The 14853-nt window shown below is 38.3% G+C and carries 11 protein-coding genes; 6 read left to right on the forward strand and 5 right to left on the reverse strand.

Annotated features, from left to right (window positions below; all coding sequences use genetic code 11):
- Nucleotides 1–32: 32 nt before the first annotated feature.
- Complete coding sequence (ychF, locus tag ACFIJZ_RS01705; RefSeq protein WP_375630839.1) at nt 33–1136, forward strand: redox-regulated ATPase YchF; 1104 nt, start codon at nt 33–35, stop codon at nt 1134–1136.
- 159 nt (nt 1137–1295) lie between these two features.
- On the opposite strand, the gene ACFIJZ_RS01710 is transcribed toward ychF, so the two are convergent.
- The 4 genes from ACFIJZ_RS01710 to petA all read right to left on the reverse strand — a co-directional run bounded on the left by ACFIJZ_RS01710 (nt 1296) and on the right by petA (nt 4543).
- A complete protein-coding gene (locus ACFIJZ_RS01710) occupies nt 1296–1736 on the reverse strand; it encodes a PRC-barrel domain-containing protein (RefSeq protein ID WP_273791238.1) in 441 nt (146 codons plus the stop codon).
- A 110-nt stretch (nt 1737–1846) separates the two neighbouring features.
- On the reverse strand, nt 1847–2743 hold the full coding sequence (locus ACFIJZ_RS01715; protein WP_375630841.1) for a cytochrome c1: 897 nt from the start codon (nt 2741–2743) through the stop codon (nt 1847–1849).
- Nucleotides 2737–3990 (reverse strand): cytochrome bc complex cytochrome b subunit, encoded by a 1254-nt coding sequence (locus tag ACFIJZ_RS01720; protein WP_375630843.1) that lies wholly within the window; start codon nt 3988–3990, stop codon nt 2737–2739. Before ACFIJZ_RS01720 ends, ACFIJZ_RS01715 begins: the two co-directional genes overlap by 7 nt.
- 4 nt (nt 3991–3994) lie before the next feature.
- Entirely contained in the window at nt 3995–4543 is a 549-nt protein-coding gene (gene petA / locus ACFIJZ_RS01725; RefSeq protein WP_375630845.1) for a ubiquinol-cytochrome c reductase iron-sulfur subunit, read from the reverse strand.
- A 724-nt stretch (nt 4544–5267) separates the two neighbouring features.
- On the opposite strand from petA, the gene ACFIJZ_RS01730 reads away from it, so the two are divergent.
- A complete protein-coding gene (locus ACFIJZ_RS01730; protein WP_273791242.1) occupies nt 5268–5744 on the forward strand; it encodes a tRNA (cytidine(34)-2'-O)-methyltransferase in 477 nt (158 codons plus the stop codon).
- A 633-nt stretch (nt 5745–6377) separates the two neighbouring features.
- Here ACFIJZ_RS01730 and ACFIJZ_RS01735 read toward each other — a convergent pair.
- A complete protein-coding gene (locus tag ACFIJZ_RS01735; protein ID WP_375630847.1) occupies nt 6378–7631 on the reverse strand; it encodes a CCA tRNA nucleotidyltransferase in 1254 nt (417 codons plus the stop codon).
- A gap of 245 nt (nt 7632–7876) precedes the next feature.
- On the opposite strand from ACFIJZ_RS01735, the gene ACFIJZ_RS01740 reads away from it, so the two are divergent.
- The 4 genes from ACFIJZ_RS01740 to ACFIJZ_RS01755 are packed head-to-tail and all read left to right on the forward strand — an operon-like array spanning nt 7877 to nt 14708.
- Entirely contained in the window at nt 7877–8908 is a 1032-nt protein-coding gene (locus ACFIJZ_RS01740) for an AAA family ATPase (RefSeq protein WP_375630849.1), read from the forward strand.
- Nucleotides 8909–9820 (forward strand): DUF58 domain-containing protein, encoded by a 912-nt coding sequence (locus tag ACFIJZ_RS01745; RefSeq protein ID WP_273791245.1) that lies wholly within the window; start codon nt 8909–8911, stop codon nt 9818–9820.
- On the forward strand, nt 9817–12615 hold the full coding sequence (locus ACFIJZ_RS01750; protein WP_273791246.1) for a DUF4159 domain-containing protein: 2799 nt from the start codon (nt 9817–9819) through the stop codon (nt 12613–12615). Before ACFIJZ_RS01745 ends, ACFIJZ_RS01750 begins: the two co-directional genes overlap by 4 nt.
- The gene (locus tag ACFIJZ_RS01755) at nt 12612–14708 is read left to right on the forward strand and encodes a glutamine amidotransferase (protein WP_375630851.1); all 2097 of its coding nucleotides are present in this window, start codon (nt 12612–12614) and stop codon (nt 14706–14708) included. The genes ACFIJZ_RS01750 and ACFIJZ_RS01755 overlap by 4 nt, the downstream gene beginning before the upstream one ends.
- The last annotated feature ends 145 nt before the right edge of the window (nt 14709–14853 follow it).

A 14853-nucleotide genomic window follows, 5' to 3' on the forward strand; every position in this document is an offset into this window, starting at 1 on the left:
GACTATAAAATCAAACGAAAAGAAAGACTCTCATGGGCTTTAAATGCGGTATTGTCGGATTACCTAATGTTGGGAAATCAACTCTTTTTAATGCATTAACAAAAACAGCCACTGCACAGGCTGCCAATTATCCTTTCTGTACCATTGAACCCAATACCGGTGAAGTTGCTGTTCCAGATTTACGAATGGAAAAAATTGCATCAATCGCTGGTTCAAAAGAAATGATTCCTACACGCATTAACTTCGTCGATATTGCGGGGCTTGTGCGAGGAGCTTCAAAAGGCGAAGGTTTAGGAAACAAATTTTTAGCCAATATTCGCGAAGTCGATGCCATTGTCCACGTTTTACGCTGTTTTCAAAATGAAGATATTACCCATGTAGAGGGACGTATTGATCCTGTTAGTGATGCAACAACGGTTGAAACCGAACTCATGCTTGCGGATCTTGAAAGTCTTGAGAGACGAATCATACAAATTCGTAAACGAGCAACCGGAAAAGACAAAGAAGCTCTCACAATTTTGCCTATTATGGAAAAAGCATTAAACATACTGCAACAGGGAAACCCTGTCCGGTTATTGCTCAAAGATATCTCTTCCGATGAACACCACATTCTTAAAAGCTTGAATCTTTTAACCTCCAAGCCTGTACTTTATGTTTGTAATGTAAGCGAAAATGACGCCGCTCATGGAAATAGCTTTACCCAAACAGTTGAAAAAATGGCAACAGAGCAAAATGCGCAAAGCATTATCATTTCTGCTTCTATCGAAGCGGAAATCACACAACTGAGTGATGCTGAAGCATCAGAATATCTCAATGCTTTAGGACTCTTTGAACCGAGTCTCAATCGCCTCATTCGCGCTGGTTACCATTTACTTGATCTCATTACTTACTTCACCTGTGGGCCTAAGGAAACACGAGCATGGACAATTACGCGTGGTACAAAAGCTCCCCAAGCAGCTGGCGTTATTCACTCAGATTTTGAGCGCGGTTTCATTCGTGCCCAAACCATCAGCTACAATGACTATATTGCTCTGGGTGGAGAAAGCGGTGCAAAAGAAGCAGGAAAAGCCCGCGATGAAGGAAAAGAATACATTGTGCAAGATGGCGATATCATGTTATTTAAACATAATACTTAAATCTTCACTCTGCCTTAATAGTTTATCTTGAAAACTTTGGTAATAGCTCCCTGGAATCTTGTCGCAAAAGCTCTCAAGAGTTTTTAGAACAAAAAGACTGTTGCTAGCATATGATTATGATAGCAACAGTTTTATCCATTAAAGAATGAAAATATAAAATTAGCGTGTCCAACGCCCTTCGTATTTAAATGTTGGAGCGTCCTTTAAAGAATCTTTTGTCGCATTTGTAATGAGTTTCCATTTACCATAATCATTTGTCATCTGGATTGTTTCTGGAGAAACGACCACATAACTCTCGCCTATGCCAAGAAAACCACCAACAGCAATAACAAATCCTGCAATATTATTTTCACGTAAAATAATATCTTTTACTTCACCAATATTTTCATCTTCTATATTATATACATTGGCGCCTATAAGACTGGAAGCTACAAAATCCGTTGCTAAAGGTGTCACATAACGCACAGACTTATCTATCCCCACCTGTACAATACCCGTCGAAGAGATCATTTCAGGTTTTGAAGGCACTTCAAAAGACTGAGCATAAGTACTAGAAACCATCAAAATTGACATAAGAGTAGTACATGCAATTTTTTTCATTTTAACATCTCCATTTTTACTTTGCTTTTACTTTATAAAACCTCAATGCATCATAAAAAGATTTGTTCCTTATGCTCTTTATACTCTATACTCTTTCGAGCCTTGTCGCTTTACCCTTTTCTCTTTATTTCGTCTTTTGTTTCTTTCTCTAACTCTTTTTCTAAACCACACCAAATACGATTTTTTAAAATATAAACAAGCCCTGCAAAAATGATTAAAAATAAAATAACACGAAAACCGGTTTTTTTACGAATTTCCATATGAGGATCAGCAGCCCACATCAAAAAAGCAGAAACATCGCGCGCATAATGTTCAATGATTTCTGGAGTTCCATCTTCATAAGCAACCATACCATCACTCAAAGGAGGAGCCATCGTTAAAGAATTACCGGCAATAAAATAAGGATTATACCAATAACCATTCGCAATTTTTATCTCCTTCGGTGCCTTCTGATATCCTGTTAAAAGAGCTGTAATATAATCTGGACCAGCTGTATCATAATGAGTTAATACATCAGTAATTAAAGCAGGAAACGGCAAAGATACCCCACGTGCACGTGCCATCAATGACAAATCTGGAGGATAAGCACTATTCAAAATAAATCTTTCTTCTTCTTCATGTGAAAAGGGAGAAGGAAAATAATCCGTTGCAACCCCAGCACGTTTAAAAAATTTTCCTTCTCGATTAGGGCCATCGCGCACTTCATATTGCCCCGCCAAAGCTTTAATCTGTTCTTGATCATACCCTAGAGCTTTTAAATTGCGAAAAGCCACATATTTTAGACCATGGCAGCTGGAACAAACTTGTTTATAAACCTTTAATCCGCGCCTCAATTGCGCCTTATCATAAAGCCCAAATGGACCTGAAAAACTCCATTCTTGTTTTTTAGGAACTTGTAAAGGAAAAGAAATAAATCCCTCTTCCTGATCAGAGTCATCACTCGCTAAACTCTGAGCAGAAAAGCTCATAGCAACAATAAAAATCAGTCCGACAAAAACATTTACCATAGTCTCTTTTTCTGTTTTAAATCTTGCATAATTGAAGAAGGAAGAGAACAATTTTTTTCAAACGCTGGCAAAATCGGCAAAATAACCAAAAAAAATATAAAATAATAAACAGTAGCCAATTGTGTCCATAAAAGAATTTTATCACTTATTTCTCTTGACCCCAACCAACCAAGAAAAACGACATCAATAACCAACGCCCAAAAGAAAATTTTATAAACAGGTCGATATCTTGCTGAACATATTTTAGAACGGTCTAACCATGGCACAAAAATTAAAATGCAAATCGAACTGACGAATAAAACAAAACCAACAAAGTTTGAAGAGAAAATACCAATATCAAAAGTTATAGCACGAAGCATCGCATAAAAAGGCAAAAAATACCATTCTGGAACCACACGAAGAGGTACCTTTAAAGGATCTGCCACACTATAATTTTCAGCCTGCCCCATATAATCGGGCATATAAAACAAAAACCAGGCAAAGAAGATCAGAAAAACAGTAATAGCAAAAATATCTTTGATAAGCGCATAAGGCGAAAATGGAACTGTTTCCTTATCTGATTGTATAGCAAGACCCGTTGGATTACCTTGCCCAACACAATGGATTGCCCAAATATGCAGCCCCACAAAAAGAAGCAAAACAAATGATAAAACATAATGGAAAACATAAAAACGATTCAACGTTGGTTGTCCTACGACATAACCACCCAGAAGTGTCTCATGCAACCATATCCCCACCAAAGGTATCGTTTTAAAAAGCCCTGCAATCACTGAAGCCGCTGAAATAGACATCATCCCCCAAACAAGCACATAACCAAAAAATGCTATTGCCATCATGATGATATAAATAAAAATACCTGTAACCCATACCATTTCTCGCATGTTTTTATAAGAACCATAATAAAGTCCACGTGCCAAATGGATATAAACAGCAATAAAAAAAAACGAAGAGCCTACACAATGCCATGGACGAAAAAGCCAACCAAACTGCCCTTCACGCCGAAATCGTTCACTGGTTTCAAAAGCCAAATGAATATCTGGAACATAATGCATAGCCAAGACAATACCAGTCAAGAGCTGTGATAAAAGCATAATGGTCAAAATACCGCCAAATGTGTAAAAGTAATTAAGATTACGTGGAACAGGAAAAGTCACAAATGTATTATAAAAAAAACGAGGAAGAGGAAAACGCTTATCAAACCAACGAGCAAGAGCATTTTTAGGACAATAAGGAGGAAACCTTGTCATAACCTTATCCTATTTTGAGCAAAGTGTCAGAAAGAAATTGGTAAGGTGGAATAACCAAATTATAGTTAGCTGGGCCTGACCGCACTCTTCCAGCGGTATCATAAACAGACCCATGACAGGGACACAACCATCCTCCAAATTTACCCGATTGCCCAAGTGTTACACAGCCTAGATGCGTACAAAGATTAATAACAATCAGCCAATTTTCACGTCCTTTACCTGCTGAACGCGCAAAATCTGTTGCTTCTTTTTCACCTTCAAGATTAGGATTGCGCGCTTGACGATCTTTTAGAAGTCTCAATTCAGTAGCGCGCGCATCAGCAATTTCTTTTGCCGTACGATTTCGAATAACAACAGGCTGTCCTCGCCACTTTACCGTTACCGACATCCCCTCTTCAATACCAGAAAGATCAACCTCAACAGAGGAAGATGCCAAAACAGCTTCATCTGGACGCAACTGACGGATAAAAGGCCACGCAACCGCTCCCATTCCAACTGCTCCTGCAACAGCTGTTACCAAAAACAGAAAATCCCGCCTCGTTTGCTCACCCATGGACTTAACTTAAAGAGACACTTTGCTAAAACATTCTTTTACCATACCCTCTCCCATTGTACAATGCTTGATCATTCAGTTACCTCAACCATGAAAACATCCCCGTAAAAAACTCCTGCCATTTGTATGGTTTATACAAAAACTGTTTTATAATGATAATTCATCGTTTTACAGAGTGAATGAAATTCTGAAACACCGTAAGTTTCTTTCATTTCAAACCTATTCATATTAATCAATCAAAATTACTCCCCCACCCGTGAAAATCAGAGATAGCATGTAAATAAACACTTCTAAAGAAAGAAATATTGTCTTGTTATGACCATATCTCAGTAAATAAGTTGAGCTTATCGGTTATTTCTTTAACACATTTACAGCATCTCTCCCTTCCTCAATTCCAACTGGTTGCATGAGTATTTTTTTCGCTTCTGTTTTTGCATAAAAAGCATATTTTGTTGATTTTAATTAAAATGGATGATCTAACCTCATTAAATACCCCACTTTTCAACATAATGAGCCAATCCATTTCATGGATCGCTCAATAAAAGGAAGTCTCTAATAGGGAGCTTCTCTCTTATCCCAAACAGACCTGTATACATAACTTTTTCCCTGAAATTTAAAGGGAATAAAAATTAACCGTAAAAACATGTATTTCTCAAAGCATATTTTTCGAATAAATTGTGGTGCCTCTTTACAAAGTCGAAAGAAAAATCATATTACAGAGAACATGACACTTCATATAGCTCTTTTCCAACCTGATATTGCTGGTAATACTGGAACGATTTTACGTCTTAGCGCTTGCTTTGGTTTACATGTGCACATTATTGAACCTGCAGGCTTTAATCTGTCGGATCGTAATCTCAAACGCGCAGGATTGGATTATCTCGAATATGCTTCCTTAGAACGACACATTGATTGGCAACATTTTATAAGCTCCATGAAACACTTAAACCGCCGCCTGTTGCTTTTAAGTACAAAAGCAAAAACATGCTATACGCAGATATGCTATCAAAGAAATGATGTTTTACTTTTTGGTCGTGAAACAGCTGGCGTTCCCGATTATGTTCATGAAGCGGCCGATTACACATTGAAAATTCCCATGCAACCACAGGCACGCTCTCTAAATCTCGCCATGAGCGTAGCCATAACAACAGGAGAAGCATTACGCCAAATTGGTTATCATGAAAGAACCTGTAATCTATAAAAACACAACAATTCCACTAAAATTTTTAATAGAACGATAAAAATACATAAAATATGGTTTTAAATAATTAAAAAATATTTTTTATAGCGTATAATAAGTAATTAAAAGCGCATACGTTTCAATAATACTTTTGGAATAACTTACAGAATTCCTGTAAAAAAACATAAATTATTACGAAAAACAATATACAATATATAAAAAACAGTTAGAGCGTATAATGCCTATCATTTTCCAACAATTAAGTGCTGATAAAATAAGTATTTCTTAGTGCCCATCATATCCATTTCATATCACCACCTATAAATGATTAAATACTCCTCCTAGTAAAAATCCATTAGACATCCCCCTCTTCATGCTCATACAAAGTGCAAACCGCTATCACTATTCTCTTTATTCGTTCTCATTTTCGAGAATCCTTATCTTTGAGATGGTTCATAAGAGACATTTTTCCTCTCTGTAATCATTTTTCCTCACTTGTGACGTCTAAGGCAATAATTTTGATTGATGTAATATGAACAGGTTTGAAATAACCTTACAATATTTGGAGCTCTTGTTTCACATGAAAAATTACTATTATAAATTAATATGTTGACTTAAAAAATATACACAACAGTGGGTTTGTAAACAGATATATTATAAATCAATTTTTTCTAATAGTGCATGACGATCCATTAAAAATCCGTTTTCAACCCATATCATTTCTAGCTCTTTAAGCTTTTTTCCTAAAAGTACACCTTTCGTAAAACCTTTCTTTATTAAATCGTTACCATTAATAGGAAAAGTTGGAATCTGCCATTTTTTGGCAAGTTGATGAAGCTTGACATAACCCTCTGCTTTTTGCAAAGCATCACTTTTTTCCAGATGATCAAGATGTGATGCAGCGACAGACAACGATAATTGATCTAAAACTGGCTGTCGTCCATGAAAATAAATCAGTTTTTGCACAAAATGATCAGAACAGTTTTGGTTTATTATTTCTAACTCTGCCCATTCTTTTAATCGCGTTCTTTCTTTATGGGAAAAATGCAAGCGCTGTGCCATTTCATGAAGACGTATGGGGTCAGGAGGAAGAAGGCTTTCTAGCCGTAATAATGGATCAACTTTCCAACCAAGAGTCTGTTCTGTCTTCACCAATGCGTGAATTGCATCAATGCCCCATCGTTCTGTTTCAGGAAAAATGAGTGCCAAAATTCTGCTTTGTCGCATCCATAAAAGAGCACGCGTTGGATCAAACGCCGCAAGAAGCTTTTTCATTTCTGCCCAAATACGTTCAGAAGAAAGTTTTTTTAAACCGTGTTTTAAACGAACACATGCCTTCAATCCTTGCACATCAGGTCGCCCTGCTCCATACCACGCAAAAAAGCGAAAAAACCGTAAAATACGCAAATAATCTTCGCAAATACGATCTTCTGCAACCCCAATAAAACGAACTGTTCGGCTAGCAATATCACTTAAACCTCCCACATCATCATAAAGGTTTCCAGCAGCATCACAATAAAGTGCATTTATCGTAAAATCCCGCCGTTCAGCATCTTTTTTCCAATCACGACCAAATGCCACTTTTGCATGACGACCATCTGTTTCAATATCGCAGCGAAGCGTTGTAACCTCATAAGAACATGAATGAGCAATTACTGTTATTGTACCAAAAGCAATCCCTGTAGGAATAGCTTTAAATCCTGCTTCTTCTACACGTGCAATAACCTGTTGCGGCAAACAGGTTGTTGCAATATCAATATCACTAATAGGCTGCCCTAGCAGTTGATTGCGCACTGCTCCCCCTACAATACGCGCTTCTTCCCCCTCCTCAGACAAAACACGAAGAAGTGTTTGAATATCACTTTGTTGTAACCACGCAACCTGTTTGAAGTTCTGTCTTATATTCACCCTTTAACCTTTCAAAAAAGTTGTCTTCACTGCTTTAAAGAACTCTCTTCATAAAACAAAATTTTTAAGACATCCCTTATAAAGCACGTCTATTCTTCCAAAGAAACTTTTCTCTTCTATACGAATATGAAAAAAAACGGCATATGATACTTCATTTCTTCTCATTTTCTGTTACAAACAATAAGATATCCATTATCATGCAGAGAAAATTACCATTTTTGCGACAAACGCCTTAAGGAAGAAATATGAGTCAACATGATCCATCATCCAATTTTATAAAAAAGGTCAATATCAATCATGAGGCTCAAGTCATTATTGATGATATTGATACGACACACAAAGAATTGGATATTTTACAACAAGAAATTGACAAAGTTATTTTTGGGCAAAATCAGGTAATCGAATATGCTTTAATCGCTATTTTTGCTGGTGGTCACGCCCTTCTTGTCGGTGCTCCAGGACTTGCAAAAACACGTCTTGTTGAAACATTGGGAACAGTCTTAGGACTTGATGAAAAACGCATCCAATTCACTCCTGACTTAATGCCATCGGATATTATTGGTTCTGAAATTATGGATTCCGATAAAGACGGTAAACGTTCTTTTCGATACATTCAAGGTCCTATTTTTACGCAACTTCTCATGGCCGATGAAATCAATCGTGCTTCCCCACGGACACAGTCAGCCCTTTTACAAGCTATGCAAGAATATCATGTCACTGTTGCAGGTACCCGTTATGATTTGCCACAACCTTTTCATGTTCTTGCAACGCAAAACCCTCTCGAACAAGAAGGGACATACCCACTTCCTGAAGCACAACTGGATCGCTTTTTGATGCAAATCGATATTGACTATCCTGACCTCACAACAGAGCGACGGATTATTTTAGAAACAACAAAAGAAAAAAAAACAAATGCAAAACCAATTTTATCCGGCAAAAAATTGCAAAAAATTCAAAATATCGTTCGCAAAATGCCTCTTTCAGAAAATGTGATTGAAGCTATTTTAAAAATTGTCCGCTCATCTCGCCCTCATAAAGACAATAGCCTTGCTAATACTTATGTTTCTTGGGGACCTGGTCCACGGGCATCACAAGCCCTTTCACTTTGTGTTCGCGCCCGTGCTCTTTATTATGGACGCTTAGCCCCTTCACTTGATGATGTTGAAGCATTAGCCTATCCCGTATTACAACACCGCATGGCTCTTAATTTTTCTGCCCGTGCTGAAGATATAACCGTAAAAGATATTATCAATAACCTTGTGAAAGATGCTCTTTGAATGGCACTTGGCAAAAAAGTTTTACAAAAGCCTCCATTGTCGCTGGCAAATGAACTGCATAAGGATACTGGCAAAATGCCATATTTCCTTTTGCAAGCGCGTCATATCGCTAATACACTGATAACCGGATGGCACAGACAACGTAAAAGCGGTAATGGGGAAAACTTTTGGCAATTTCGTCCCTATATGGAAGGAGAATCCATTACCCGCATTGATTGGCGTCGCTCAGCGCGTGATGAAAATACGTATCTGCGCGAAAACGAATGGCAAATGACACAAACCGTTTGGCTTTGTCCTGATCAGAGCGCATCAATGCATTACTGTTCGCGCTTTTCTAAAATCTCTAAAGGTAATCATGCCATTATTCTTACCCTTACCTTGGCATCCCTTCTTGCACGCAGTGGCGAACATATTGCTATTCCCAACTTAATGTCCCCCACAATGACATCCAATGTCGTAGAACGAATAGCCTTTGCTTTAGAAAATCATTCAGATGAAAATTCATTTCCGGATTTTTCAACGATTACACGCTTTTCACATGTCGTTATAATGAGTGATTTTCTCGACTATCCTGAAAAAATCATCCAACATTTAACCGTTTTAACTACAAAACAGGTGACAGCTCATTTAATTGAAATTTCTGATCCCGCAGAAGAAAGCTTTCCCTACACAGGTCACACAGAATTTTTGGATCCTGAAACGAAAGAGAAACATGTTTCCACTAAAGCAGAAGATCTTCGTAAGAGCTATTGTAAACTATATCACGCAAGGCGACAAGAATTGGTAAATTTTTGCGCACGCCAAGGATGGTCTTATCACGTTAGTACAACGGATCAACCTTTAACAGAGACCATTTTTCATCTTGCAAATACAATGAGCGACTCTCCATTGCAAAAAAGGAGGGCACTTTGAGTTTTGCTGCTCCCTTTCTGTTACTAGGGCTTTTGTTCCTACCGGTCATTTGGTGGCTGTTACGGATAACTCCTCCATCTCCGCGCAAAGAGCTTTTTCCCCCTTTTCGCTTCTTACCCAAACCAACTCATCAACAAGAAACAGCAAAACATACACCTTGGTGGTTGCTCTTGTTGCGTTTAACCATAGCGGCACTCGTTATCATAGCTCTAGCACGCCCTACTTGGAATCAAAAACCAATCAGCTTTTCTGGATCTCAACCCCTTGCACTCATTATTGATAATGGTTGGGCTTCTGTAAAAGAATGGAAAAAGCGCATCTCTATCACTGAAATGCTTCTTGCACAGGCAGAAAAACAGCAAAAAAATATTTATCTTGTTGCAACGGCTGAAAATGATATCTCCAATATAGAGCCCCAACCAGCCAAGATTATAAAACAGCATTTAATGCATTTGCAACCGCGTCCTTGGCCTGTCAACCGTGTGCATGCCTTCAAAAAACTCAGCGAAATAACCAAAGGAAAACCTCTTGATATTGCTTATTTGAGTGATGGATTACGAACAAATGAAGATGAGCAAGCTTTTGCTCATCTTGAAGAATTAAAACCTAGAAACTTCTTGTGGTATTTGACTGATATTTCCGATTTAACCGGCATAACATCCATAGAAAATAACAATGGAAACATGGGCGCGCGTATTATCCGCTCAACAACACACAGCAACACTCCCGCTATACTCAGCCTCTACGATTCAAATAATCAACTTCTCGGTCAATTTACGAACAATTTCTCTGAAGGAGAAACAACAGCACTTGTTCCTTTTAATGTACCACTTGAACTACGCAATGATATCGCTTGGATAAAAATAAACAATCAAAACCATGCTGCTGCAACCTTCTTGGTAGACAGCCATAACAGGATAAGCCGTGTTGCTCTTCTCTCACCAGATACCAATGAAATGGCACAGCCTTTACTTGCTCCATTTTATTACATTATCAAAGCCTTACAAGGTCATACACAGCTTATAACAGCCGGTGGAAGAGAACTTTCAACGGATATTGATCATTTGCTTAAACAAAATCCATCTGTTTTGATTATGGGTGACATTGTTAACATACCCCCAAAAGCAGAAAAAAAACTTTCTGATTTTGTGAATAAAGGGGGAACACTCATCCGCTTTGCAGGAGAAAAACTCAGTGGCGCAGAACATTACGATAACCTTCTTCCGATACCACTACGCCCAGGTCAACGTTCCCTTGGAAGTATTATGTCTTGGACAAAACCACAAAAGCTTGCCCCTTTTGCAAAAAATAGCTTTTTCTTTGATCTTCCTTTTCCAAAAGATGTTACTGTCTCGCGCCAAATCCTCGCAGAACCAACCCCAGATCTTTTTGAAAAAACGTGGCTTAGCCTTTCGGACGGAACTCCTCTTATTACCGCAGCAAAACGTGGTAAAGGAACCCTCATTCTCATTCATGTTGCTCCTGACCCAACATGGTCTAATCTTCCTCTTTCTGGCTTTTTTGCACAAATGCTGCAAAAATTAATCACATTAGGTTCTAACGAAAACACAAACCTAACACACAGAGAAAAAAGAACCGTGGTACAAAGCCCTTGGCGAACTATAGCCGTTGACGGACAATTACAAGTACCACCCTCTGATGTTGTTCCTTTGATCTTTGACTCTCAAAATCCACCCCATCCTTCCTACCATACTCCCCCAGGACTTTATGGTGTCAAAAACAATTTTTATGCACTCAATCTCTTAACTCATTCGTCGCACTTAATGAAACAATCATCATTGCCAACTTCTCTTAATAAAAGCCCTTTATCTTACGATACAAAAGAAAAAAATCTTATTGGTCCACTTTTAGGATTAGCCATCTTATTATTCGCCTTTGACAATTTTCTCATTTTATGGATGGGCGATATTTTTTCTTTCATGAAACGGCGTAATATGTTTCTCCTCCCCTTTATAAGTCTTATTGCCTTGTTTTCATATGATCCAACTCTTCATGCACAAACGAAAGAAAACCATCATGATAGTGTACAAGCTGCCGGCGCAACACATCTTGCCTATGTTATAACCAATAATCATGAAATTGATACAACGAGTAAAAGTGGTCTAGAAGCGTTAAGTCAATTTATCGCAGAGCGCACAATGCTTACCCTCGGCTCTGTTACAGCACTTGATCTCGATAAAGATGAACTCTCTTTTTATCCTCTTATTTACTGGCCAATTGATGTTAAAAGTCCTATACCAACCCCCAAAAGCCTTGAAAAAATAAATAACTTTATGAAACATGGGGGAACAATTTTATTTGACACGCGCGATCAGATAAAGAGCAATCTTAATCTTGAAGGAGATGCCACTCCAGAAACGCAAAGATTACGAGATATCTTAAAAGAGTTAAATATTCCATCCATTGAGCCAGCATCAACAGATCATGTTGTTGCACGTTCTTTTTATATTATGCCAGATTTTCCTGGTCTCTACCGTGGTTCACCTTTATGGATTGAATCCTCCTCAACAAACAAAAAAAATAAAAATTCTCTTGCCAGCGGCGATAATGTAAGTTCTCTTCTCATTACTGCCAATAACTTTGCCGGTGCTTGGGCACTCGATGAAAAAGGGACATGGAAATATCCCCTTGTTCCCAATGATCCAATGCAACGTCTATGGGCATTTCGTGCAGGTTTAAATATTGTCCTTTATGTTCTTACAGGAAACTATAAAGCGGATCAAGTTCATGTTCCAGCACTCTTGGAACGCTTTAAAAGAGAAAGAAGGCAATGATATCATTTTTCACTTTTCAGCCTTTTTTACCACTCATTTGGATTCTGTTCTTAAGTGGAATATCGATTCTTTTTGTCGTTGTTGGTCTTGTTACGCAACGGCAAGGTTCTTTATTTCGTCTGATGGCATTAAGCGCCCTCATCCTTGCTTTGCTCAATCCAATGATCATAAAAGAACAGCGCGAACCACTGAAAAGCACAGTGGGAATTGTTATTGACCGCAGCAAAAGCCAAACATTTGGAACACGTACAAACGACAGTGATGAAGCGCGCGCGCAATTAACTCAAGCATTGGCGCATTATCCACAATTTGAACCACGCTTTATTGAAGCTGGAAAACTTGCTGATAATCAGTATGCGCCCTCAACGAATTTGTTTGAGGCTTTAACACAAGCAGTATCTGATGTACCGCTCTCTCGTTATGCAGGAACCATTTTTATCACCGATGGACAAGTGCATGACATTCCTGACCTATCAGACCTTCATCATGAAGCACCTCTCAATGCTCTGATTACAGGGCACTCAGATGAATTTGATCGCCAAATTAAGTTTATCTCTCCTCCACGATTTGCCCTTGTCAACAAACCACAAACGCTCTCCATTTTGGTAGAAGATAAAGGCCCCACCAAAAAAACAATACCACAGAAAGCAAATATTACACTAAGCATCAATGGACAAGACATTGGCCATTATTCTGTGACTCCTGGCGTGATTTTTCAAACTGAAATTACCCTTCCTCATGCTGAAAAAAATATTATCCAAGTTATAACCGATCCACACAAAGGTGAACTAAGCTTTGAAAACAACCGCGCCATAACAATTATTGAAGGAATCAGAGAAAATTTACGCGTTCTTCTTATTTCAGGTGCTCCTTATAATGGAGAACGGACATGGCGAGACCTTTTGAAAGGTGACTCCAATATTGATCTTGTTCACTTTACTATTTTGCGTCCTCCCACCAAAGCAGATAATACGCCCTCAAGCCAATTATCCTTAGTGGTCTTTCCCACAAGAAAACTCTTTGTTGAAGAAATTAATAACTTTGATCTCATCATCCTTGATGGCTACCAGCACTCTACTGTTCTCCCCTTAATCTATTATGATTATATCGCCCAATATGTACAAAAGGGGGGGGCATTGTTGATGGTAACAGGACCTGAATTTGCCCAAAAAAACTCACTTGCGAAAACACCTTTAATAAGCATTTTACCGGCATTACCTAATGGAACTATTATTGAAAAACCTTTTCGCCCCACATTAACCAAAGAAGGTGAGCGCCATCCTGTCACAAGAGGTCTTGCAACACTTAACCTTCCAGCTTCTCAATGGGGGCAATGGTTGAGACAAATTGCTATTCAAAACATAAATAACGGAATCGCCCTCATGAAAGGAGCCGATGAGCAACCACTTTTACTTCTCTCGCATGTTGATAAAGGACGTGTAGGCATGTTGCTTTCTGATGAAAGTTGGCTTTGGGCTCGAGGTTTCGAAGGCGGCGGTCCTTATGCTGCTCTTTATCGACGAATTGCTCATTGGCTCATGAAAGAACCAGAACTTGAAGAAGAAAAATTAAGTGCGACCAGCAGCCATCATCATTTAACAATTCGCCGCCAAACTCTAAAAGACCATCCAGAACCCGCTGAAATAATCTTTCCCTCTGGAAAAAAAGAAAATATTACTCTGACCAAAGATCAAGAAGGCCTTTTTACTGCAACTGTGACCACTGATGAGACAGGAATTTTTACCATTAAAAATGGCGATTTAACAATACTTTCTTCTGTAGGGATGCTCGATAATCTTGAGTTGTTGGACTTGACTTCAACACAAGAAAAACTAGCCCCCATTATTAAGCACACAGGCGGCTACATCGGACGTTTACACCCTGAGGGAAAAGAAAACATTCATCTTCCTCCATTCAAACTGATTCAATCAAAAACAAGTCCGTCCTCTTCCCCAGAACATTCAATTGTTCTGAAAGAAGCAACAGAAACCCGTTTAATCAATACCTTTTATTTTTCGATATTTTCTGGTTTTTTTGCATTGCTTGCTTGCCTTTTACTGTTGAGCAGCATGTGGTATTATGAAGGACGTTAAAAGGTTTGAGATTTCGTATAATAGTTTTAAAATTCAGCTTATCTTTTTACGTATTTACTTGTCTTTTATAATTAGATAACGTATTGATTTATAACTAAAAATACAGTATAATTCTCCTTATTTCAAATATCCTCATATTAAAAAA

The sequence above is a fragment of the Bartonella sp. CL70QHWL genome (assembly GCF_042194855.1).
In the GTDB taxonomy this organism is placed as follows: domain Bacteria; phylum Pseudomonadota; class Alphaproteobacteria; order Rhizobiales; family Rhizobiaceae; genus Bartonella.

Excerpts from the sequence above, each read along its gene's own strand:
- ACFIJZ_RS01740 (WP_375630849.1), top strand. The coding sequence starts at position 7,877 with ATGAGTCAACATGATCCATCATCCAATTTTATAAAAAAGGTCAATATC.
- ACFIJZ_RS01730 (WP_273791242.1), top strand. The coding sequence starts at position 5,268 with ATGACACTTCATATAGCTCTTTTCCAACCTGATATTGCTGGTAATACT.
- ACFIJZ_RS01715 (WP_375630841.1), bottom strand. The coding sequence starts at position 2,743 with ATGGTAAATGTTTTTGTCGGACTGATTTTTATTGTTGCTATGAGCTTT.
- ychF (WP_375630839.1), top strand. The coding sequence starts at position 33 with ATGGGCTTTAAATGCGGTATTGTCGGATTACCTAATGTTGGGAAATCA.
- ACFIJZ_RS01745 (WP_273791245.1), top strand. The coding sequence starts at position 8,909 with ATGGCACTTGGCAAAAAAGTTTTACAAAAGCCTCCATTGTCGCTGGCA.
- ACFIJZ_RS01710 (WP_273791238.1), bottom strand. The coding sequence starts at position 1,736 with ATGAAAAAAATTGCATGTACTACTCTTATGTCAATTTTGATGGTTTCT.
- ACFIJZ_RS01755 (WP_375630851.1), top strand. The coding sequence starts at position 12,612 with ATGATATCATTTTTCACTTTTCAGCCTTTTTTACCACTCATTTGGATT.
- petA (WP_375630845.1), bottom strand. The coding sequence starts at position 4,543 with ATGGGTGAGCAAACGAGGCGGGATTTTCTGTTTTTGGTAACAGCTGTT.
- ACFIJZ_RS01720 (WP_375630843.1), bottom strand. The coding sequence starts at position 3,990 with ATGACAAGGTTTCCTCCTTATTGTCCTAAAAATGCTCTTGCTCGTTGG.